Source organism: Nucisporomicrobium flavum (assembly GCF_016464385.1).
Classification (GTDB): Bacteria; Actinomycetota; Actinomycetes; order Mycobacteriales; family Micromonosporaceae; genus Actinoplanes; species Actinoplanes flavus_A.
On record NZ_JADMLH010000003.1, the window covers coordinates 179,037 to 200,200 of the forward strand.

A 21,164-nucleotide genomic window follows, 5' to 3' on the forward strand; every position below is an offset into this window, starting at 1 on the left:
GGCCATCGCCGCCAGCGGACCGCCCACCCGGCGGCCGATACGCCCGACGGCTGTTCCCAGCGACCCGCCCGATCGGCGCCGGCCCACCCGGGCCGACGCCGAGCCGGCCCGAGCCGACGCAGGTCGGCACCCGAGCCGGCGCCCGGGCGGCCGACACCACCGCGCCAATCGGCCCGCGTCACGGCGAATCCGGTCACCCGGCGGCCACCCGGCCGGCGAACCCGGCGCCCGGCCAGCCCGACGGTCAGCCAGCCGCCGGTCGGCCAGTCCGGCGCGGCCGACCAGCCCGGCCGGGAAAGCTCGACCGACCAGCCCGGCGGCCGGGTAAGCCCGCCCAGTCAGTCCGGCGGCCGGGAAGCCCGACGGCCGGGAAAGCTGGCGGCTGGGAAGCCCGACGGCCGGGAAAGCTGGCGGCTGGGAAGCCCGACGGCCGGGAAAGCTGGCGGCTGGGAAGCCCGACGGCCGGGAAAGCTGGCGGCTGGGAGCAGACCGGGACCGGGAAGGCTCAGCGGCCGGAGGAGACCCGGCGACTGGGAAGCTGGGCGACCGGGGAAGGCCGGCCGGGTGAGCCAGTCGGGCGAGGCCGTCGGTAAGCCCGACGGCCGGCACGTCCGGACCCGCCAGGTGCCGGACGGGGGAACGGCAAGGCGCGACCCAAGCGTCAGGCCGGACGAAGAGTAGGACGAAGCTCGACGAATCACCCGCTGACCGCGCGGGCGGTACGGACGAACAGCGGTCGGTCGTCGGCGGCGACCCACACGGCAGAAAGAGCCGAGTGGATGCGTCCGACCCGGCGGGCGATGGCACCCGCGGTCAGTTCCGCGCCGGCGCAGAACAGCGTCGGCGCAGATCAGCGAGACAGCCTTTGGTCGGGCATCCCTTACCCGTGCTTCGCGCAGGACACAGACCGGCCCGCTACCTCAGCGGCGCGCGGCGAAGGGAGAAACGGCGAGATGACGGCCCTGGTGTGGGTGCTCGTAGTGGCGATCGTCGTTCTCGCCGCCTTCGTGGTGGCCGGTCTGGTCCTCGGTGCGCGTGCCCTGCGCCGCCTGCAGGAGAGCAGGGTGGCCGATCAGGAGACCCGCGAGCAGACGTTGCACGCCGCGAAGGCCAAGGTCGACGACGCCAACGCCAAGGCTGCATCCGTACGCGCGGAAGTCGCCGCCGCCAAGGCCGAGGCCACCGCCGCCAGGGCCGAGGCCCGGCGGGTTCTGGAGTCCGCGCACGAGGAAGCCGACACGATCCTCGAGCATGCGCACCGCCAGGCCGAGTCGGACGCCGAGCAGGTCCGTGCCGCCGCCCGCCGCAGCGGCGAACGTGAGGTGGCGCTGCTCAACACCACCGTCAAGGAGCAGGCCGCCGAGGTCGAACGGCGCGCCGCGCGGATCGACGAGCGGGAACGCTTGCACGCCGACGAGGTCGAGCGCCTGGTGGAGCGGGAACGCCGGCTGGCCGCCATGGACACCGACCTGACCGCCCGGGAGGCCGCGCTCGGCACCCGCGAGGCGGAGGTCGCCGAGGCGGAGGAGCGGCACCGGCGGGAGCTGGAACGGATCGCCGGCCTCACCGCCGACCAGGCCCGTGCCGAGCTCATCGAGGGGCTGGAAGGTCAGGCGAAGCGCGAGGCCGCGATCCTCATCCGCGACATCGAGGCCGACGCCAAGCACACCGCCGACACCCGGGCCCGGCACATCGTGGTCGACGCGATCCAGCGGGTCGCCAGCGAGCAGACCGCGGAGAGCGTGGTCAGCGTCCTGCACCTGCCCAGCGACGAGATGAAGGGCCGCATCATCGGCCGCGAGGGCCGCAACATCCGGGCGTTCGAGTCGACCACCGGCGTGAACCTGATCATCGACGACACCCCCGAGGCGGTCCTGCTCTCCTGCTTCGACCCGGTCCGCCGCGAGGTGGGCCGGCTCACCCTGGAGAAGCTGGTCCTCGACGGCCGCATCCACCCGCACCGCATCGAGGAAGTGTTCGAGAGCGCGAAGAACGAGGTCGACCGCCTCTGCGAGCGTGCCGCCGAGGAGGCCCTGGTCGATGTCGGAATCACCGACATTCACCCCGAGCTCGCGATGCTGCTGGGACGGCTGCGCTACCGCACCAGCTACGGCCAGAACGTCCTCAAGCACCTGGTCGAGACGGCTCACATCGCCGGCATCATGGCCGCTGAGCTGGGCCTCGACGTACCGACCGTCAAGCGCGGCGCCTTCCTCCACGACATCGGCAAGGCCCTCACCCACGAGGTCGAGGGCAGCCACGCGCTCATCGGCGCCGACCTGGCCCGCAAGTACGGCGAATCCGACGACGTCGTCCACGCGATCGAAGCGCACCACAACGAGGTTCAGCCCCAGACCGTCGAGGCCGTCCTCACGCAAGCCGCGGACGCCTGCTCCGGGGGCCGCCCGGGTGCGCGCCGCGAAAGCCTGGAGGCGTACGTGAAGCGGCTCGAACGCATCGAGGAGATCGCGGGCGGCAAGCCGGGCGTCGACAAGGTCTTCGCCATGCAAGCGGGTCGCGAGATCCGCGTCATGGTCCGCCCGGAGGACGTGGACGACATCGCCGCCGCCGTCCTCGCCCGGGACGTGGCCAAGCAGATCGAGGAAGAGCTCACCTACCCCGGCCAGATCCGCGTCACGGTCGTCCGCGAGTCCCGGGTGACGGAGCTGGCGCGCTAGAACATCAAGAGCAAGGGGCGGATGTCGTAGCTGGGCGGGTGGTGCGGACCGTCGCTCCCGCCGAGGCCGGGTGCGGCGCCCCGATCGCCTACCGGCTCCCGGACCGCCGCACCCTGCAACGTGCGTGAGAGGCTGAGCTCGCCCGCTCCGCGGGCACCCCACCGCGCTCCGCTCGAAGCCCCGCGCTCCGCTCGCAGCGCGGCTCCGCCCGGCCGCCGGGCTATCGCCCGGCTGTCGCCGGGCCACACCTCTCAGCCCTGAGGCTCCACGGCAGCACTCACCCCGACGGTCCCGGCCGCGGCCGGCTGGCCCCGCCCGGCCCGAGGAGCCCGTCCGCTCCGCCTGGTCCGCCGCTCCAGCACCCCCGCGAAGAATGTCAGTGACGCGTTCAGCACCACGTAGATGATCGCCGCCACGATCGCCGCGGCCACGGTGTTGCCGTAGTTGGCCCCGAGCGTGTTGACGCCGTTCTGGAGCAGCTCCGTGTACCCGATGATGTACCCGAGCGCCGTGTCCTTGACCAGGACCACGAGCTGGCTGACGATCACCGGGAGCATGGCCCTGGCCGCCTGCGGGATGAGGATCTCGCGCATGACCTGGTTCTTGCGCATGCCGATCGCGTACGCCGCTTCGCTCTGCCCGCGGGGCACCGCGCGGATGCCGGCGCGGAAGGCTTCGGCGAGCACCGAGCCGTTGTAGAGGGTGAGGCCGATGACGACCGCCCAGAACGGTGGCATGGGTTGTTCGGTGAGGAACGGGACGCCGAAGAAGATGAAGAACATCATCAGCAGCAGCGGTACGGCCCGGAAGAACTCGACCACGACGCCGGCGGGGATGCTCACCCACCAGTGGTCGGAGAGGCGGCCCACGGCGAAGATGATGCCGAACACGAGCGACAGCAGCATGGCGACCGCGGCGGCCTTCACCGTCGACCAGAGGCCCGGCAGGATGTAGTCGGTCCAGGTGGAGCCCTCGAGGAACGGCCGCCACAGCGGTCCGGCCCACTGGCCCTTCTCGTCGAACTTGTCGTAGACCCACCACAGCAACGCGACCAGGGCGATGCCGAAGATGATCGTGAGGATCAGGTTGCGGGTCTTCGCCCGGGGACCGGGGTGGTCGTAGAGGACCGCGTCGGGGTTGCTGCTCACCGCTTCACCGCCAGGCGGTTGGCCAGCCAGCCGAAGAGGTAGCCGGTGGGGATGAGGACGGCGGCGAAGGTGCCCGCGAAGACCAGGAAGATGGGTACGACCGCATCGCCGTTGGCGTTGATCAGGTCTTTCATGGCGGAGGAGGACTCCATGAGGCCGATCGTGCCGACGATCGTGGCGTTCTTCGCCAGCGCGATGAAGATGCTGCCCAGCGGGGCGACGACGGCCCGGCCGGCCTGCGGCAGGATCACGATCCGCAGGGTCTGCAGGAACGACATGCCGATGGCCCGGGCGGCTTCGGACTGCCCGGCGGGCACGGTGTTGATGCCGGACCGGATGGCCTCACACACGAACGCGGCGGTGTAGACGGAGAGGCCGACGACGCCGAGCCAGTAGTTGTTGCGGTCGATGTCGTCGGAGAGCGTCAGGCCGAGCGCCGAGTACAGGCCGAAGTAGCAGAAGAAGACGATCAGCGTCAGTGGCGTGTTCCGGAAGATGTTGACCCAGGCCGTCCCGAAGCCGCGCAGTACCGGGATCGGCGAGACCCGGAACGCGGCCAGCGCGACGCCCAGCACGAGGGCGCCGACGGTCGCGGCCGCGGTGAGTTTCAGGATCCAGAGAAACCCGGTGACGTACGTGTCGATGTTGGCTGAATCGGAGAAGACGTCCATCGCCCTCGCTTCCTCGCGACGCCGGAGAAGAGATCAACAGCCGGGCGGGGCCGGCACAGGACCGGCCCCGCCACGTACCGCCGCAGCTCAGCTGCAGTTGGTCAGCTTGGTGACGTCGAGCTGGGGCGCCGGGGTGCCGCTCTTGCCGAGCGTGCTGTCCCACGCGGCCTTGTACGAGCCGTCCGTCGCCGCCGTCTTCAGGATCTCATTGATCTTGTTGCAGCCCTCGGTGTCGGTCTTCTTGACACCGATGCCGTACGGCTCGTCGCTGAACTTCTTGCCGACGACCTTGAACTTGCCGGCGTACTGCTCCTGGGCCGCGTAGCCCGCGAGGATGATGTCGTCGGTGGTCACCGCGTCCACGGTCTTGTTCGACAGCGCCTGCACGCACTTCGAGTACGAGTCGAACTGCTGCAGGTTGACGCCCTTGTAGTCGTTCTGGATCCGCTTGGCCGGCGTGGAGCCGGACACCGAGCAGACCTTCTTGCCGACCAGCGCCTCCGGCCCGGTGATCGTGGAGTCCGCCGCGACGAGCAGGTCCTGCCCGGCCACGTAGTACGGGCCACCGAAGTTGACGACCTTCTTGCGCTCGTCGTTGATCGTGTACGTCGCCACGACCATGTCGACCTGGCCCTGCTGGATGAACGGCTCACGGTTGGACGACACCGTGGTCTTGTACTCGATGCCGGACTCGGGCACGCCGAGACCCTTGGCGATGATCTTCGCGATCTCGATGTCGAAGCCGGTGTAGGTGCCACCGGTCTGCAGGCCGAGACCCGGCTGGTCGGCCTTCACGCCGACGACGAGCTTCTTCTGGCTGCTCGCCTTGCCGACGATGCCGCTGCCCGCCCCCGAGCCGCTGTCGTCCCCGCCGCACGCTGCGGCGGCCATCGCCAGGGCGAACGCCCCGGCCACTGCCGTCATTCGGGTGATGCGCATCGTCGCACTCCTCCTGGTGAATGTGTACAAAGTGTCCGCAATGGACGGATCAGTGCGTCAGAATCTTGGAGAGGAAGTCCCGGGCGCGCTCGCTCTTCGGGTTGTCGAAGAACTCGGCGGGGGCGGCCTGCTCGACGAGTTGCCCGTCGGCCATGAACACGACCCGGTCCGCGGCGTGCCGCGCGAAGCCCATCTCGTGGGTGACCACGACCATGGTCATGCCCTCCTTGGCGAGCGAGGTCATGACGTCGAGAACCTCGCCCACCATCTCCGGGTCGAGCGCGCTGGTCGGCTCGTCGAAGAGCAGGGCCTTGGGCTGCATGGCGAGGGCCCGGGCGATGGCGACCCGCTGCTGCTGGCCGCCGGAGAGCTGCGCCGGGTACTTGTCCGCCTGGTTGGCGATGCCGACCCGCTCGAGCAGCTTCATCGCGCGTTCCCGTACGGCATCGGGCTTCTCACCGCGGACCTTGACCGGACCCAGCATGACGTTCTGCAGGATGGTCTTGTGCGCGAAGAGGTTGAACGACTGGAACACCATCCCGACCTCGCTGCGCAGCCGCGCGAGGGGCTTGCCCTCGGCGGGCAGCGGCCGGCCGTCGAAGGTGATCGTGCCGGCGTCGATGGGCTCGAGCCGGTTGATCGCCCGGCACAGCGTCGACTTGCCGGAGCCGGACGGTCCGATCACGACGACCACCTCGCCGCGCTCGACGGAGAGGTTGACATCCTGCAGGACGTGCAGCGGGCCGAAGTACTTGTTGACGCCCTCGAGGACGATGAGAGGCTCGCTCGTCGTCACCGTCTGACCACCGTCCCGTCGTTGGGTTTCACTCGGATGGGGTCACTCTATGGGCGCGCTTGTATCGGTTCACGCCGAGAATGGTCACGGAGCAGTAACACCGCAGGTCTGCGGGGAAAGGGATGTCCACGATGAGCGGTATGGCAGACGCCGAACCGGCGGACGGACTCTGGAGCTGGTGCGCCGCGGCGACCGTGGAGCCGGCGACCGCCCGCGCGGCGGTCTCGGGTGCGCTGCAGCGTCCGGTGACGACCCTGGAGGCGGCCACCGCCGGCGCGGTCCTCTGCGACGTCTGGCACATCGGCGGTGACTTCCCGACCCAGATCGACTGCTACCTCACCCCCGGCGAGATCGACGAGGCGACGATCGCCAGCGCCGTCTCGGTCCGGCTGGGCACCGACGTCCTGCTCCCCGACGACACCCTCAACCCGACCAGGTACGTCCTGGCCGAGCCCGACGGCACGCTGCGGGCCGTGCATGTCGACGTGACCGAAACCGATGACGGTACGGAGTGCCGTCACGTACGCCCGTGCACGGGTTCCGACCCGGAGTGCGCGGCCGGCCCCGGCTGCTCGCGCTCGCGGTGGCGGCCCGAACCGGCCCCGGGACGCCCCGCCGCGGCCTGAGCGCTCCGCCGGGATCGGCGCTCGCGGACGCAGGGACTACCCTGGTTGATTGCCATGACTGAGACCCTGCCTCTGACCGAGAGCCTGCCGACTGAGAGCGCGCCGAGCGCCGCGCCCCGCACCTACGACGTGCGCACGTACGGCTGCCAGATGAACGTGCACGACAGCGAGCGCATCTCCGGCCTGATGGAGGACGCGGGCTATGTCCGCGCCGCGGAGGCGGACGCGGCCGACGTCGTGGTCTTCAACACCTGCGCGGTGCGGGAGAACGCCGACAACCGCCTCTACGGCAACCTCGGCCACCTGCGCCCCACCAAGCTCAAGAACCCCGGGATGCAGATCGCGGTCGGCGGCTGCCTGGCCCAGAAGGACCGCGGCGACATCGTCAAGCGCGCGCCCTGGGTCGACGTGGTCTTCGGCACCCACAACATCGGCTCGCTGCCGGCGCTGCTCGAGCGCGCCCGGCACAACCGGGAGGCCGAGGTCGAGATCCTCGAGTCGCTCGAGGTGTTCCCGTCGACGCTGCCCACCAGGCGCGAGTCGACGTACGCGGGCTGGGTGTCGATCTCGGTCGGGTGCAACAACACCTGCACGTTCTGCATCGTGCCGTCGTTGCGTGGCAAGGAGAAGGACCGCCGGCCCGGCGAGGTCCTCGCGGAGGTCGAGGCGCTGGCCCGCGAGGGCGTGCTCGAGGTGACGCTGCTCGGCCAGAACGTCAACTCGTACGGCGTGGAGTTCGGCGACCGGCTGGCGTTCGGCAAGCTGCTGCGCGCCTGCGGCGAGATCGACGGGCTGGAGCGGGTCCGCTTCACCAGCCCTCACCCCAAGGACTTCACCGACGACGTGATCGCCGCGATGGCCGAGACGCCCAATGTGTGCCACTCGCTGCACATGCCGCTGCAGTCCGGCTCCGACCGCGTGCTCAAGGAGATGCGCCGCAGCTACCGCTCGGAGAAGTACCTCGGCATCATCGGCAAGGTCCGGGCCGCGATGCCGGACGCCGCGATCACCACGGACATCATCGTGGGCTTCCCCGGCGAGACCGAGGACGACTTCGAACGCACCCTCGACGTGGTGCGCGAGGCCCGCTTCTCCAGCGCGTTCACGTTCCAGTATTCGAAGCGGCCCGGCACGCCCGCCGCCACGATGGAGGAGCAGCTGCCGAAGCAGGTCGTGCAGGAGCGCTACGAACGGCTCATCGCCACCCTCGAGGACATCACCTGGGCCGAGAACAAGCGGCTCGTGGGGGAGAAGGTCGAGGTCCTGGTCGCGGTCGGGGAGGGGCGCAAGGACGAGCGTACGGGCCGGATGAGCGGCCGGGCGCGCGACGGCCGGCTGGTGCACTTCGCCACCGGCGCGACCGCCCCGCGGCCCGGCGACATCGTCGAGACCGTGGTCACGTACGCGGCCCCGCACCACCTCAACGCCGACGGCGAGCCGCTGAGCCACCGCCGCACCCGGGCCGGCGACGCGTACGAGGCCGGCCGTACGCCCAAGCTCCCGGGCGTCTCGCTGGGCCTGCCGACGGTGGGTGTGCCCGCGCCGCTGCCCGCCACCACCGGCGGCTGCGCGCTCTAGCCGACCTCGACCCCGGTCCGGGCCGCGCGGGCGACTCCCCAGTCGTAGAGCGCCTGCAGGACCGGGGTGAGGCTGCGCCCCTCCTCGGTCAGGTCGTACTCGACGTGCGGCGCCGCGGTGCCGAGGTCGCGCCGCGTGATCAGCCCGTCCGCCTCCAGCTCGCGCAGGCGCTGGCTGAGCATCTTCTCGCTGATGCCCGGGACCAGCCGGCGCAGCTCACCGTAGCGGTGCACGCCCTCCTTGAGCCGGGACAGGATCACCGTGCGCCAGCGGCCGCCGATCACGTCGGTCGTCAGCTCCACCGGACAGCTGTATCGCTTGGGCACGCACCATTATGTGCGTACTTGTGGCCGCGGTGATCCGATGCTGGGGTGGGCGCATGGGGGACACACCGACGCTGTACGAGTGGGCCGGCGGTACGGCCGCGTTCGACCGCCTGACCGACGCCTTCTACGCCCGGGTGGTCGAGGACGACCTGCTCGGGCCGCTGTTCACCCGGATGCCGCCGGAGCACGCGCACCACGTGGCCGTGTGGCTCGCCGAGGTGTTCGGCGGCCCGCCCGCGTACACGGAAGAACACGGCGGCTATCCGCGCATGCTGTCGATGCACCTGGGCATGGCGATCACCGAGCCGCAGCGCCGCCGCTGGGTGAACCTCATCCAGGACGCCGCGGACGAGGCCGGGCTGCCCGACGATCCCGAGTTCCGCGCCGCGTTCCTGGGCTACCTCGAGTGGGGTACGCGCCTGGCCCGCCAGAACTCCCAGCCCGACGCCGACGTCATACGGGACGCGCCGGTGCCGCGCTGGGGCTGGGGTGTCGCCCCTCCGTACCTCGGGTAGCCGGTCAGCCGGCCTGTTCCTTCTCAGACCGGGGGCGCGGCTGCCGATGAGGCGCACATGCTGCTGCGCTTCTATGCCGCGGTCGCCGGACTGCTGACGGTCAGCTACGTCGGGTGGCCGATGGAGCAGCGGTCGATCCCCTTCCTGCTGGTCACCCTCGGCACCGTGCCGGGGGTGCTGGTCGCGTTGCGGCGGACCGCGAAGCAGGGGCGTCGGCCGTGGTGGCTGATGCTCGGCTCGCTCATGTCGTACAACGTGGGCAACCTCACCTGGATCTGGGTCTACGAGGCTTCCGGCCGGACGACCGGCGACGGCAGCGTCGCCGAACTCTTCCTCACCGCCGGCGGGATTCTGTCGCTGTGCGCGGGGATCACCCTGGTGATGCAGGGTGGCCGGCGGGACATGGGTGGTGTCATCGACTCGGTCATCACGGCGGTGGCGCTGGGCGGGGTGCTCTGGGACGCGGTGCTGCTCCCGGAACTGTCCGCCGGCCACGTACCGGCCGGCCGGCAGGTCGCGTTGTTCGTCAACGTCCTGGTGATGGTGGGCACCCTCGGCGCCATGCTGAGGGTCTCACTGGTGTCGGCGCGGTGGCACACCTCGCTCCGGTTCTTCACCGTCGGTATCGCCCTCACGCTGGCCGGGAACGTGGCCGCGGCCCTCACCGTGGACCCGGTCACCGGCCTCCGCCCCGACTGGACCAACGCGCTGTTCCTCGGGGCGTACGTCGCAGCCGGCTGCGCGGCCCTGCACCCGTCCGCGGCGTCCGCCACCCGGCCGGGCCGAGCGCCGGAGGATGACCTGACGGGTGGCCGGCTCACCTTCCTCGGTGTGATGCTGGCGCTGTCACCGTTGATCGGCGGCGGCCGTGCCGCGCTCGGGCTGCCCGTCGACGGGATCCTCATCGCCTTCTCGTCGGCCGCTCTCATCCCACTCGTCATGGTGCGCATCGCGCGGCTGTCGCGGGCCCGGCGTGCCGCCGAGCGGGCCCTGCACCGGCTCGCGACGTCGGACGGGCTGACCGGCCTGCCGAACCGGGCCGCCTGCCTGGACCGGCTCGGCGCCGAACTGGCCACCGAGCCGGGCTCCCTCGCGGTGTTCTTCTGCGACCTGGACGGCTTCAAGCCGGTCAACGACCGCCTGGGTCATGCCGCCGGCGACGAACTGCTGGTCGCGGTCGCGGGCCGGCTGCGGTCCTGCGTGCGGGACGGCGACCTGGTGAGCCGCTTCGGCGGGGACGAGTTCGTGATCGTCTGCCGCGGTGGCGGGGTCCAGGCCGTCTGCGACCGCATCCGCGCGGTGGTGTCCGAGCCGATCGGCGCCGGCGGCGAGCAGGTACGCGTCGGCCTCAGCGTGGGCGTCGCCTTCGCCCGGCCGGGCGACACGACCGACGACGTGATCGGCCGGGCCGACCTGGCGATGTACCGCGCGAAGCAGTCGAAGTCCGTCGGCACCCTCAGCCTGGTGATGGCCTGACGGTCAGCCGGCCTGTTCGGCCAAGGCCAGGAACTGCTTCTTGGAGGCGAGCGCCTGCTCGGCCTCCTTGATGCGGCGGTTGTCGCCGGCGGCCTGGGCCCGGGCGAGACGCTGCTCGGCCTCGGCGACCTGCTCGCGCATCTGCTGCAGCAGCGGGTTGTCCTGCGGGGTGGTCTTGCGCCACGCCGAGTCCATCGCGACCCGGATGCGCTCCTCGGCGGCGCGCCAGCGGCGCTCCAGCGAGGCGGCCGACTCGCGGGGCACCCGGCCGGCGTCGTGCCAGGCCGCCTGCAGATCGCGGAGCTTGTTCTGGGCGCCGCGCGGGTCCGCGTCGACGTCCACGGCCTCGAGCTCGGCGAGCACCGCCTGCTTCTTCTCCAGGTTGCCCTTGTACTCGGCGTCGCGGGCGGAGAAGACCTCGCTGCGGCGGGTGAAGAAGGCGTCCTGCGCGCCCCGGAACCGTTCCCAGAGCCGCTGCTCGGCCTCCTTGGCCGCGCGCGGCGCGGCCTTCCACTCGTTCATCAGCTCCTTGAGCCGGGCCGCCGTCGGACCCCACTCGGTGGAGCCGGCAAGCGTCTCCGCCTCCTTGACCAGTTCCTCCTTGGCGGTCTGCGCCTGCTTGCGCTGGCCGTCGAGGGTGGCGAAGTGGGCGCCACGGCGGCGGGTGAAGCCGTCACGGGCGGCCGCGAAGCGCTTCCAGAGCTCACCGTCGGTCTTCTTGTCGACGCCGCGGATGGTCTTCCACTCGTCGAGGATCTCCTTGAGCCGGTCGCCGGCGCTCTTCCAGCCGGTCGCCTCGGCGGCGATCTGCTCGGCCTCCTCGACCAGCGCGGTCTTGCGGGCGAGCGCCTCCGTCCGCGCCACCTCGCGGGCGGCCTTGGCCTCGCCGGCCTTCTCATCCGCGATCGCGGTGAGCCGGTCCAGGCGGGCGGCCAGCCCGTCGATGTCGCCGACGACGTGCGCCTCGTCGAGCGTCGCGCGCAGCCGCTTGATGCTGCTCAGCGAGTGCGACGCGTCCGCGGCGCCGGACTTGAGCCGGGCCTCCACGAGGTCGACCTCGGTGACCAGGTCGGCGAAGCGCCGGGCGAAGTGGGCCAGGCCCTCCTCGGGCGTGCCCGCCTGCCATGAGCCGACCACCCGGTCGCCCTCGGCCGTCTTCACGTACACGGTGCCGTCGGCATCCACGCGCCCGAAGGTCGTCCAGTCGTTCATGAGCCCATCCTCAGTCTTCCCGGCGTCGCGGGCCTCGCTGCCCTCGACCGCCGCCATGGCGCAGTCGAATGCCATCATTCCATCGGCATTCTTTCTCGCGCATTGTCACAGGTCCAACCCGGTTCCGGGGAAGCGCCCGAGGATGACCGTGACCAGCCCGTTACGGTGACTGCGTGCCGTTGCTCCCACCCCCCGGAGTGGTCGCCGTCGTCGGGCCCACCGCCACCGGCAAGACCGCGCTCAGCCTGGCCCTCGCCCTCGCCCTCGGCGGCGAGGTGGTCAACGCGGACTCCATGCAGCTCTACCGCGGGATGGATGTCGGCACCGCGAAACTGCCCCCCGACGAGCGGGAAGGCGTCCCGCACCACGTCCTGGACCTGTGGGACGTCACGTTCCCGGCGAGCGTGGCGGAATACCAGGAGGCGGCCCGGGCGGCCGTGGAGGACATCGCCGCGCGGGGCCGCGTACCCCTCTTGGTCGGGGGGTCGGGGTTGTATGTCCGGGCCGTGCTGGAGGACTTCGAATTCCCCGGCACGGATCCCGCCATTCGGGAACGCTGGGAGGCGGAGCTCGCCGAGGCGGGCCCGGCGCGGCTGCACGAACGGCTGCGCGCGGCCGACCCGGAGGCCGCCGCCAAGATCCTTCCGTCCAACGGGCGCCGGATCGTGCGGGCGCTGGAGGTCATCGAGATGACCGGCGCGCCGTTCACCGCGGCGCTGCCCGAGCCGCGGCCGTACTACGACGCCGTCCAGATCGGTGTCGACCGGGAGACCGGCGAGCTGGACCAGCGGATCGCCGACCGGGTCGACCTCATGTGGGCGGGCGGGCTGATCGAGGAGGTACGCGTCCTCGACCGCGCCGGCCTGCGCGAGGGCCGTACGGCGAGCCGCGCGCTCGGCTACCAGCAGGCCCTCGCCCAGCTCGACGGGAAGCTGACCGAGGCGGAGGCGCGGGAGGAGACCGTGCGGGCGACCCGCCGCTTCGTCCGCCGGCAACGTTCCTGGTTCCGGCGCGACCCGCGCGTCACCTGGCTCGACGGCGCCTCGCCCACGTGTGTGGAGGACGCGTTGGCGGCCTGTTCGGCGGCTGCGCGATGATGGAGCGCGTGTTGTTCACCAAGGGCCACGGCACCGGCAACGACTTCGTCATCCTTCCCGACCCGGATGGGGCGCTCGACCTGACACCGTCGCTCGTCGCGGCGCTGTGCGACCGCCACCGCGGCATCGGCGCGGACGGCGTCCTGCGGGTCGTGCGCGCCGCCAAGCACCCCGACGGCGCGGGCCACGCGGCCGACGCCGAGTGGTTCATGGACTACTGGAACTCCGACGGGTCCGCGGCCGAGATGTGCGGCAACGGGGTCCGGGTCTTCACCCGCTACCTGCTCAGCGAGGGTCTCGCGACGGCCGGTCCGGAGGGCCTTCCGGTCGCCACCCGCGCCGGCGTCGTGCGCGCGCTGGTCGACGGCCCGCTCATCTCCGTCCACATGAGGACCCCCGAGGTGTACGCGGCCGGCACCGCCACCGTCGGCCCGCTGACCATGCCCGGCATGGCCGTGAACTGCGGAAACCCGCACCTGGTCAGCGCGCTGCACGACGGGGTGGAGCTGGCGGCCCTAGACCTGCACGCGGCGCCGGGCTACGACCCGGCCCTGTTCCCCGAGGGCGTCAACATCGAGTTCACCACCCCGGGCGAGCCGGTCGACGGCACCGACCTGCACGTGCACATGCGGGTCTACGAACGTGGCTCGGCCGAGACGCTGTCCTGCGGCTCCGGCGCCCTCGCGGTCGGGGCGGTGGCCCTGCGCGACGCCGGCCTGGCCACGGGCGTGGTCGCGGTGGACCTTCCGGGCGGGCGGCTCACGGTGACCGCGGACGGCGAGGGCCGCTGGTGGCTGGCCGGGCCGGCGGTGCTGGTCGCCACCGGCGAGGTCGACGTGAGGGCGCTCGGCTGATGGCGGCGCTGCACCGCGTGGCGCACCGCGGATACTCCGCCGTCGCGCCCGAGAACACCCTGCCCGCCTTCGCCGCGGGCGTCCTCGCCGGCGCCACGTTCATCGAGTTCGACGTCCGTACGACCGCCGACGGCGTACCCGTGGTGATCCACGACCGCACGGTCGACCGGACGACGGACGGCTCCGGCAAGGTGTGGGAGCTGACCCTCGACGAGATCGCGCGGCTGGACGCGGGCTCCTGGTTCTCCCCGGCGTACGCGGGAATCGGCGTGCCCCGGTTGAGCGAGGTGCTGGAGCTGCTGCACCCGCACGCGGTCCTCGCCGAGGAGGCGGAGCAGGCGGGCGTCACGCCGTCGGTGGCACCGCGGGTCGAGCTGCTGCTGGAGATCAAGCCGCCCGCCACCCTCGAACAGGTGAAGGTCATCCTCGGCCAGGTCGCCGACGCGGGGCTGCTGGGCCGTACGGTCGTGCAGAGCTTCGACCCGGCGATCGTGCGCCTCGCCGGTGAGGCCGCCCCGGACGTGCGCCGGGGGCTGCTGCGCGACGGCTTCGACACCTCACAGGTCGAGGTGGCCGGCGAGCTGGGCGTCTCGTACTGCAACCCGTCCATGACCGCGGTGCTCGGCTCACCGGAGACGGTCGCCGCGCTGGCGGACGCCGGGGTGGCGGTCATGCCGTGGACGGCCAACGACATCGCGCTCTGGCCGGACCTGGTCGAGGCCGGTGTGGCCGGGCTCATCACCGACCACACCGGGGAGCTCACGGGCTGGTCCGCCGGGCGTCAGAAGGTCTCCGCCGGGGCCTCGTCCAGCTCGGCCTGAGGCACCGCCGCCTGGTTCTGCGGGGGCGGGTTGCCCTTGACGGTCGCCCGGATGGCCGCGGCCACGGCCGGGGTCACTCGCGCGTCGAAGACGCTGGGGATGATCACCGTCGGGTTGATCTTCTCCTCGCCGACCACGTTCGCGATGGCCATCGCCGCGGCGAGCGCCATCTCCTCGGTGAACTCCTCGGCGGCCACGTCGAGCATCCCGCGGAAGACGCCCGGGAACGCCAGCACGTTGTTGATCTGGTTGGGCTGGTCGGAGCGGCCGGTGGCCACCACGGCGGCGTGCTTGCGGGCCTCCCGCGGGTCCACCTCCGGGTCCGGGTTGGCCAGCGCGAAGACGATCGACTTGTCGGCCATCTTGGCGATGTCGTCGCCGGTCAGCAGGTTCGGGGCGCTGACCCCGATGAAGACGTCCGCCCCGACGATCGCGCCCGGCAGGTCACCCGAGTAGTTGTCCCGGTTGGTGTTCTCCACCAGCCATTCCCACGTCGGGTTCAGGTCCTCCATGCCGCGGTGCAGTGCGCCCCGGCGGTCGTACGCGATGATGTCGCCCACGCCCTGACGCAGCAGCAGCTTCATGATCGCCGTACCCGCGGCTCCCGCGCCCGACACGACCACCTTGACGTCGGCGAGGTTCTTGCCGACCACCCGCAGCGCGTTCGTCAGAGCGGCCAGCACGCAGATCGCGGTGCCGTGCTGGTCGTCGTGGAAGACCGGGATGTCGAGCAGTTCGCGCAGCCGCATCTCGATCTCGAAGCACCGCGGCGCGGCGATGTCCTCGAGGTTGATCCCCCCGTACGCCGGCGCGATCGCCTTCACGATGGCGACGATCTCGTCGGTGTCCTGGGTGTCGAGCACCACCGGCCACGCGTCCACGCCGCCGAACCGCTTGAACAGCGCCGCCTTGCCCTCCATCACCGGCATCGCCGCGGCCGGGCCGATGTTGCCCAGCCCGAGCACCGCGGAGCCGTCGCTGACCACCGCGACCGTGTTGCGCTTGATGGTCAGCCGGCGCGCGTCGGCGGGGTTCTCCGCGATGGCCATGCAGACCCGCGCCACGCCCGGCGTGTACGCCCGCGACAACTCGTCACGGTTACGCAGCGCGACCTTGGACGACACCTCGATCTTGCCGCCGAGGTGCAGCAGGAACGTACGGTCGGACACCTTCCGGACGTCCACGCCGTCCTGTTCCTCCAGGTTCTTGACGACCTGGTCGGCGTGCGTGGAGTCGGCGGTGTCGCAGGTGAGGTCGACCAGGACCCGGCCGGGGTCGGAGTCCACCACGTCGAGGGCCGTCACGATGGCGCCCGCCTCACCCACACAGGTGGTGAGCCGGCCGATGGACGAGGCGTCGGCGGTCACGGCGATCCGGATCGTGATCGAGAATCCTGCGCTGGGCAGGCGGGTGGTCACCACTGGGGTCCCTCCGTCGTTGGCGGGTGAGTATCCGCATTCTTGCGCTTCCGGAATATCAGTGGCCATCGCGGTGGTTACTGAAGAGTCAGACACTCCTGCGACAACGCCCAGCCCTGTTATGTGGATGCGCCGCCCGCTGTGGCGTGCCACGATCGGGCTGAGGAGGTCACCTTTTGCGAACAGAGCTTTTCGAACCCGACGTCACCACCGGTGAGCTGGAACTGGAGGAGCGGCACTCGCTGCGGCGCGTCGCCGGCCTCTCCACCGAGCTCACGGACATCACCGAGGTCGAGTACAGGCAGCTGCGGCTCGAGCGAGTAGTCCTGGTCGGCGTCTGGACCGAGGGCAGCGTCTCCGACGCCGAGAACTCGCTGACCGAGCTCGCGGCGCTGGCCGAGACGGCCGGCTCCCAGGTGCTCGAAGGCCTCATCCAGCGGCGCGGCCGGCCCGACCCCGCCACCTTCATCGGGCGCGGCAAGGTCGACGAGCTGCGTGACGTGGTTCTCGCCAGCGGCGCGGACACCGTCATCTGCGACGGCGAGCTCTCGCCCTCGCAGCTGCGCAACCTCGAACAGAAGACCAAGGTCAAGGTCGTCGACCGCACCGCGCTCATCCTCGACATCTTCGCCCAGCACGCGAAGAGCAAGGAAGGTAAGGCGCAGGTCGAGCTGGCCCAGCTGCAGTACCTGCTCCCGCGTCTGCGGGGCTGGGGTGAGTCGCTGTCCCGGCAGGGTGGCGGCGCCGGCGGCGGTTCCGGCGGCGGCGGTGTGGGCACGCGTGGTCCCGGTGAGACGAAGCTGGAGACCGACCGGCGCCGGATCAACCACCGCATCGCGAAGCTGCGGCGCGAGATCAAGGCGATGCGGACCGTACGCCAGACCAAGCGGTCCCGTCGCACCAACAGCGGTGTGCCGGCCGTGGCCATCGCCGGCTACACCAACGCCGGCAAGTCCAGCGTGCTCAACCGGCTGACGTCGGCGGGTGTGCTGGTCGAGGACGCGCTGTTCGCCACCCTCGACCCGACGACCCGGCGTACCGCCGCCGAGGACGGGCGCGTTTTCACGCTCTCGGACACGGTCGGCTTCGTGCGCCATCTGCCCCACCACATCGTCGAGGCGTTCCGCTCGACGCTGGAGGAGGTCGCGTACGCGGACCTCGTCGTGCACGTGGTCGACGGGGCCCACCCGGACCCCGAGGGTCAGGTCGCGGCCGTCCGCGAGGTGCTCGAGGAGGTCGGCGCCGAACGGATCCACGAGCTGCTGGTGGTCAACAAGATCGACGCCGCGGACGAGGAGACGATGCTGCGGCTCAAGCGGACCTGGCCCGACGCCGTCTTCGTCTCCGCCCGGTCGGGGCAGGGCATCGCCGACCTGCACGTGGCCATCGCGCAGCGGCTGCCGCGTCCGGCCGTGGAGCTGCGGGTGGTCCTCCCGTACGACCGGGGCGATCTGGTGGCCCGCATCCACCGGCGCGGTCAGGTTCTGGACACCCGGCACACCGACGAGGGCTCCGAGCTCCGCGTACGGGTGGACGAGCAGCTCGCCGCCGAGCTGGCGCCTTTCCGGGCATAACGCACATCACGGCACGTCGCTCTCCCGTGTGGACGGGGGAGCGGCGTGCCGTTCGCGTACCTCCCGGCGGCTGTGGCGTCGGGGCGCCGGCGGTGGCGCGGCCCGTCCCACCAGGGTTGATCCACGCGTAACACCGGCACGCGACACCGCATGCGACACTGATCGGATGCGGCGTCTCGTGTTCCCGGTCATCCTCGCCTCCGGGCTTGTGATGTTGGGGGCCGTGCCCGCCTCCGCCGAACCGGCCCCCGCGGCCACCCCGGCGAAGGCTGCGGCCGGCAAGAAGGTGTGCAAGGTCACCGATCCGCTCCTCAACGAGCTTTCCGGCATCGTGGCGACCGACGACGGCTACGTCGTCATCAACGACGGCACGGACAGCTCGTCCCGCGAGAAGGTGTTCTTCCTCAACGGGCAGTGCGACATCTCCGATCGGGTCTCCTTCAGCGGCCGGGGGCCGGCGGACACCGAGGACATGATCCTGGCGCCGGGCGGCAAGACGCTGTGGATCGCGGACACCGGCGACAACGGCGTACGCGCGAAGCCGGCTACCCACCGCGACACGATCAGCGTCTGGACCATGCCGGCCGACGGATCCAAGGAACCCAAGATCCACCGGCTCGCGTACCCGGACGGCGACTACCACGACGCCGAGGCGCTGCTCCTCGACGGCAAGGGCCAGCCGCTCGTCATCACCAAGGAGCTCATCGGCCCGGCCCAGATCTACGCGCCGGCGGCGGCCCTCAAGTCGAACAACACCGAGGGCGTACCGCTGAAGAAGGTCGGCCAGGTCGAGCTGCCGCGCACCTCCACCCCGGGCACCGCCTTCGCGCGGCTCGCGCAGGGCGTCGTCACGGGCGGTGCGATGTCGCCGGACGGCAAGAAGGTCGTGCTGCGGACGTACCTGGACGCCTTCGAATGGGACGTCGCCAACGGTGACGTGCTCGCCGCGCTGAAGAACAAGCCGCGCGTGACGGGCCTGCCCAACGAGCCGTTCGGCGAGGCCATCACCTACAGCGCGGACGGCAAGACCTTCGCCACGGTGTCCGACTTCGGCGACATCGACGAAGAGGACGCGACCAACTACATCCTCCGCTACACCCCGGCCACGCAGGTCTTCAAGGCCGACGCGGGCGCCGCCGGGGACGCCGCCAAGGACAAGGGCCCCAGCTGGTTCTCGCAGCTCAGCCTCTCCGACATCACGTACCTGGTGGGGGCAGTCGGCATCCTCGGCGCCCTGCTCGTCGGAGCGGGCATCTTCGGCATCGTCCGCTCCCGCAAGAAGCCCCACCCGGCCCCGGACGACATCGACGACGAACCGACCGGCCCCAAACCCAGCGACGCCGCGACCGAACTCCTCGCCGTCGGCGGCCCGCCGCGCACCGCGGGGGCGGCATCCGGCCCCGTGTACGGAGCAAAGGCCCCGCAGAAGGGCGGCGTGTACGGCGCAGGCGGCGGCCGACCGCCCGCCGCGCCCCCGGGCCGCCCCGGCGCGACGCCCCCGGGTGCCGCGCCGGCGGGCCGCCCCGGCGCAGCGCCGGCCGGGCGTCCGGGTGCCGTTCCGCCGGGCCGCCCGGGTGCTGCTCAGCCTGGTCGTCCGGGCGTCGCGCAGCCGGGTCGTCCGGCGGGTGGTCAGCCTGCCCGTCCTGCTGGTGGTCAGCCTGGTCGGCCCGCTGGCGGGCAGCCTGCTCGTCCCGCCGGTCAGCCGGGCCGTCCCGCGGGTGGTCAGCCCGCGCGTCCCGCCGGCGGTCAACCGGCTCGTCCCGCCGGTCAGCCGGGCCGTCCCGCGGGTGGTCAGCCTGCTCGCCCTGCTGGTGGTCAGCCGGCGCGCCCCGCGGGTGGTCAGCCCGCTCGGCCCGCTGGTGGGCAGCCCGCTCGTCCTGCTGCTCAGCCGGGCCGTCCCGCCGGTGGTCAGCCGGCCCGTCCCGCCGGCGGCGCGCCGGTGCGGCCGGGTCAGGGCGGCCAGCCCCGTCCCGCGGGCGGCGGCGGATCAGGCCGGCCCGGCGGAGGCGTCTACGGCGCCCCGCCCCCACCCCCACCGGGCGGCGGCCGCCAACAGAGCACGGGCTCACCCCGCCCCGCCGGCTTCTTCGGCACGCAGGGCCACGCCCCGTCCCGCCAGAACGGCGCGATGAACACCGGCACCCCGTACGGCCGCGACGGCCGATACCCGCAGGGCCGCTGACCCCGGCACAGCAAGCCCTCAGGCGAGGCCACTTGCTTTGAGCGAGGCCACTTGCTTTGAGCGAGGCCACTTGCTTTGAGCGAGGCCACTTGCTTTGAGCGAGGCCACTTGCTTTGAGCGAGGCCACTTGCTTTGAGCGAGGCCACTTGCTTTGAGCGAGGCCACGCGCTTTGAGCGAGGCCACGCGCTTTGAGTGACGCCACTCGCCCAGCGCAAGGCCGCCCGCCTTGCGCAAGGCCACGGACGACACGACGGCCGGCCCACCGGGTGGTGGGCCGGCCGCCGCCTGTTGATCCGTCGTCGACCGGTGGGCCCGCTGTCGGCCTGTCGTCGCACCCCTTCGCAGGGCGATCGTTCTTCCCGGCGTGCCCGTCAGACGCGGCGCAGCACCGCCACGACCCGGCCCATGATGGTCGCGTCGTCGCCGGGGATCGGGTCGAACGCCGGGTTCGCCGGCATCAGCCACACGTGCCCGTCGCGCTGCCGGTAGCTCTTCACCGTGGCCTCACCGTCGATCATCGCGGCGACGATGTCGCCGACGTTCGCCGTGGGCTGCTGGCGGACCACCACCCAGTCGCCGTTGCAGATCGCCGCGTCGATCATCGAGTCGCCCTTGACCTCGAGCATGAAGACCTCGCCCTCGCCGACGAGCTCGCGCGGCAGCGGGAAGAACTCCTCCACCGCCTGCTCGGCCAGAATCGGCCCGCCCGCGGCGATGCGGCCCACCAGCGGAACGTACGCCGGGGTCGGGCGCGCCGACCGCAGCGTCTCGTCGTCGACGAGGTCGCTGGGCGAGCGCACGTCCACCGCGCGCGGGCGGTTCGGGTCGCGGCGCAGGAAGCCCTTCTTCTCGAGCTCCTTCAACTGGTACGCGACGCTCGACGGGGAGACCAGCCCGACCGCCTCGCCGATCTCGCGGACGCTCGGGGGATAGCCGTACCGCTCCACCCAGTCCTTGATGAATTCGAGGATCCGGCGTTGCCGGGCCGTCAGATCGGCAGTGACCAGATCCGGGAACTGGCTGACCACCGGGGTGACCGACCGCAGCTGCGGCGCGTCCGCGGCGCGGGAGCGGGCCGGGGAACGACGGCGCAGGCCCGCCCTGGTGCTCGCGGCCTCAAGCTTGGAGTCCTTCTGGTCTTGCCGGATCGTCCGGTCGTCGCTCGACACGTCCGCCCTCCTTGTCGGCCACGGCCTCGACGGCACGTGGTCAGCTCGCGGAGCCGGACGGAAGTCGTGGGGATGGACTCGCG

General features: G+C 71.7%; 18 protein-coding genes. 10 read left to right on the forward strand and 8 right to left on the reverse strand.

Annotation, left to right across the window (positions count from 1 at the left end; all coding sequences use genetic code 11):
* Positions 1-953 precede the first annotated feature (953 nt).
* Positions 954-2,678 carry a ribonuclease Y gene (gene rny, locus IT780_RS08830; RefSeq protein ID WP_199510964.1) on the forward strand — a complete coding sequence of 575 codons (1,725 nt, stop codon included), beginning with the start codon at positions 954-956 and terminating at the stop codon, positions 2,676-2,678.
* Between the two features lie 251 nt (positions 2,679-2,929).
* Here the strand turns inward: rny and IT780_RS08835 are convergent, their stop codons facing one another.
* The 4 genes from IT780_RS08835 to IT780_RS08850 form a co-directional block, all read right to left on the reverse strand.
* Positions 2,930-3,826 carry an amino acid ABC transporter permease gene (locus tag IT780_RS08835; RefSeq protein ID WP_199510965.1) on the reverse strand — a complete coding sequence of 299 codons (897 nt, stop codon included), beginning with the start codon at positions 3,824-3,826 and terminating at the stop codon, positions 2,930-2,932.
* Positions 3,823-4,497 (reverse strand): amino acid ABC transporter permease, encoded by a 675-nt coding sequence (locus tag IT780_RS08840; RefSeq protein WP_199510966.1) that lies wholly within the window; start codon positions 4,495-4,497, stop codon positions 3,823-3,825. Before IT780_RS08840 ends, IT780_RS08835 begins: the two co-directional genes overlap by 4 nt.
* Before the next feature lie 87 nt (positions 4,498-4,584).
* Positions 4,585-5,436, reverse strand: coding sequence for a glutamate ABC transporter substrate-binding protein (locus tag IT780_RS08845; protein WP_199510967.1), 852 nt, complete (start codon positions 5,434-5,436; stop codon positions 4,585-4,587).
* 49 nt (positions 5,437-5,485) lie between these two features.
* The gene (locus tag IT780_RS08850; RefSeq protein WP_199510968.1) at positions 5,486-6,232 is read right to left on the reverse strand and encodes an amino acid ABC transporter ATP-binding protein; all 747 of its coding nucleotides are present in this window, start codon (positions 6,230-6,232) and stop codon (positions 5,486-5,488) included.
* Positions 6,233-6,363: 131 nt separating this feature from the next.
* Here IT780_RS08850 and IT780_RS08855 point away from each other — a divergent pair, with 131 nt between their 5' ends.
* Positions 6,364-6,858, forward strand: a complete 495-nt coding sequence (locus IT780_RS08855; protein ID WP_199510969.1) for a hypothetical protein — start codon at positions 6,364-6,366, stop codon at positions 6,856-6,858.
* 54 nt (positions 6,859-6,912) lie between these two features.
* Positions 6,913-8,436 (forward strand): tRNA (N6-isopentenyl adenosine(37)-C2)-methylthiotransferase MiaB, encoded by a 1,524-nt coding sequence (gene miaB, locus IT780_RS08860; RefSeq protein ID WP_372443642.1) that lies wholly within the window; start codon positions 6,913-6,915, stop codon positions 8,434-8,436.
* Here miaB and IT780_RS08865 read toward each other — a convergent pair.
* Positions 8,433-8,738 carry a winged helix-turn-helix transcriptional regulator gene (locus IT780_RS08865; RefSeq protein ID WP_307831097.1) on the reverse strand — a complete coding sequence of 102 codons (306 nt, stop codon included), beginning with the start codon at positions 8,736-8,738 and terminating at the stop codon, positions 8,433-8,435. The two genes, miaB and IT780_RS08865, sit on opposite strands and share 4 nt — an antisense overlap.
* Before the next feature lie 77 nt (positions 8,739-8,815).
* Here IT780_RS08865 and IT780_RS08870 point away from each other — a divergent pair, with 77 nt between their 5' ends.
* Together IT780_RS08870 and IT780_RS08875 are read left to right on the forward strand one after the other, a co-directional pair.
* Complete coding sequence (locus tag IT780_RS08870) at positions 8,816-9,277, forward strand: group II truncated hemoglobin (RefSeq protein ID WP_199510971.1); 462 nt, start codon at positions 8,816-8,818, stop codon at positions 9,275-9,277.
* Between the two features lie 57 nt (positions 9,278-9,334).
* The gene (locus tag IT780_RS08875; protein ID WP_199510972.1) at positions 9,335-10,753 is read left to right on the forward strand and encodes a GGDEF domain-containing protein; all 1,419 of its coding nucleotides are present in this window, start codon (positions 9,335-9,337) and stop codon (positions 10,751-10,753) included.
* 3 nt (positions 10,754-10,756) lie between these two features.
* On the opposite strand, the gene IT780_RS08880 is transcribed toward IT780_RS08875, so the two are convergent.
* A complete protein-coding gene (locus IT780_RS08880) occupies positions 10,757-11,965 on the reverse strand; it encodes a DUF349 domain-containing protein (protein ID WP_199511451.1) in 1,209 nt (402 codons plus the stop codon).
* 173 nt (positions 11,966-12,138) lie between these two features.
* On the opposite strand from IT780_RS08880, the gene miaA reads away from it, so the two are divergent.
* From miaA to IT780_RS08895, 3 genes are read left to right on the forward strand one after another with little or no spacing between them, the layout of a single operon-like run.
* Positions 12,139-13,062: a tRNA (adenosine(37)-N6)-dimethylallyltransferase MiaA gene (gene miaA, locus IT780_RS08885; protein ID WP_307831098.1), complete on the forward strand. Its 924-nt coding sequence runs from the start codon at positions 12,139-12,141 to the stop codon at positions 13,060-13,062.
* A gap of 8 nt (positions 13,063-13,070) precedes the next feature.
* Positions 13,071-13,916, forward strand: a complete 846-nt coding sequence (gene dapF / locus IT780_RS08890; protein WP_199510973.1) for a diaminopimelate epimerase — start codon at positions 13,071-13,073, stop codon at positions 13,914-13,916.
* Positions 13,916-14,737 (forward strand): glycerophosphodiester phosphodiesterase, encoded by an 822-nt coding sequence (locus tag IT780_RS08895; protein WP_199510974.1) that lies wholly within the window; start codon positions 13,916-13,918, stop codon positions 14,735-14,737. The genes dapF and IT780_RS08895 overlap by 1 nt, the downstream gene beginning before the upstream one ends.
* Here IT780_RS08895 and IT780_RS08900 read toward each other — a convergent pair.
* Positions 14,698-16,224, reverse strand: coding sequence for an NAD-dependent malic enzyme (locus IT780_RS08900; RefSeq protein ID WP_372443643.1), 1,527 nt, complete (start codon positions 16,222-16,224; stop codon positions 14,698-14,700). The genes IT780_RS08895 and IT780_RS08900 overlap by 40 nt on opposite strands.
* Positions 16,225-16,331: 107 nt before the next feature.
* On the opposite strand from IT780_RS08900, the gene hflX reads away from it, so the two are divergent.
* Both hflX and IT780_RS08910 read left to right on the forward strand, forming a co-directional pair.
* Complete coding sequence (gene hflX / locus IT780_RS08905; protein ID WP_199510976.1) at positions 16,332-17,729, forward strand: GTPase HflX; 1,398 nt, start codon at positions 16,332-16,334, stop codon at positions 17,727-17,729.
* Positions 17,730-17,895: 166 nt separating this feature from the next.
* Positions 17,896-19,911 carry a hypothetical protein gene (locus IT780_RS08910; protein WP_199510977.1) on the forward strand — a complete coding sequence of 672 codons (2,016 nt, stop codon included), beginning with the start codon at positions 17,896-17,898 and terminating at the stop codon, positions 19,909-19,911.
* Between the two features lie 372 nt (positions 19,912-20,283).
* Here the strand turns inward: IT780_RS08910 and lexA are convergent, their stop codons facing one another.
* Positions 20,284-21,060 (reverse strand): transcriptional repressor LexA, encoded by a 777-nt coding sequence (gene lexA / locus IT780_RS08915; RefSeq protein ID WP_372443672.1) that lies wholly within the window; start codon positions 21,058-21,060, stop codon positions 20,284-20,286.
* Positions 21,061-21,164 lie beyond the last annotated feature (104 nt).

What these genes read in the sequence shown, in the direction of transcription:
- IT780_RS08900 (WP_372443643.1), bottom strand. Translation starts at nt 16,224, where the DNA reads ATGGCCACTGATATTCCGGAAGCGCAAGAATGCGGATACTCACCCGCC.
- rny (WP_199510964.1), top strand. Translation starts at nt 954, where the DNA reads ATGACGGCCCTGGTGTGGGTGCTCGTAGTGGCGATCGTCGTTCTCGCC.
- IT780_RS08870 (WP_199510971.1), top strand. Translation starts at nt 8,816, where the DNA reads ATGGGGGACACACCGACGCTGTACGAGTGGGCCGGCGGTACGGCCGCG.
- IT780_RS08855 (WP_199510969.1), top strand. Translation starts at nt 6,364, where the DNA reads ATGAGCGGTATGGCAGACGCCGAACCGGCGGACGGACTCTGGAGCTGG.
- IT780_RS08895 (WP_199510974.1), top strand. Translation starts at nt 13,916, where the DNA reads ATGGCGGCGCTGCACCGCGTGGCGCACCGCGGATACTCCGCCGTCGCG.
- IT780_RS08910 (WP_199510977.1), top strand. Translation starts at nt 17,896, where the DNA reads ATGCGGCGTCTCGTGTTCCCGGTCATCCTCGCCTCCGGGCTTGTGATG.
- IT780_RS08875 (WP_199510972.1), top strand. Translation starts at nt 9,335, where the DNA reads ATGCTGCTGCGCTTCTATGCCGCGGTCGCCGGACTGCTGACGGTCAGC.
- miaB (WP_372443642.1), top strand. Translation starts at nt 6,913, where the DNA reads ATGACTGAGACCCTGCCTCTGACCGAGAGCCTGCCGACTGAGAGCGCG.
- IT780_RS08845 (WP_199510967.1), bottom strand. Translation starts at nt 5,436, where the DNA reads ATGCGCATCACCCGAATGACGGCAGTGGCCGGGGCGTTCGCCCTGGCG.
- IT780_RS08840 (WP_199510966.1), bottom strand. Translation starts at nt 4,497, where the DNA reads ATGGACGTCTTCTCCGATTCAGCCAACATCGACACGTACGTCACCGGG.
- IT780_RS08880 (WP_199511451.1), bottom strand. Translation starts at nt 11,965, where the DNA reads ATGAACGACTGGACGACCTTCGGGCGCGTGGATGCCGACGGCACCGTG.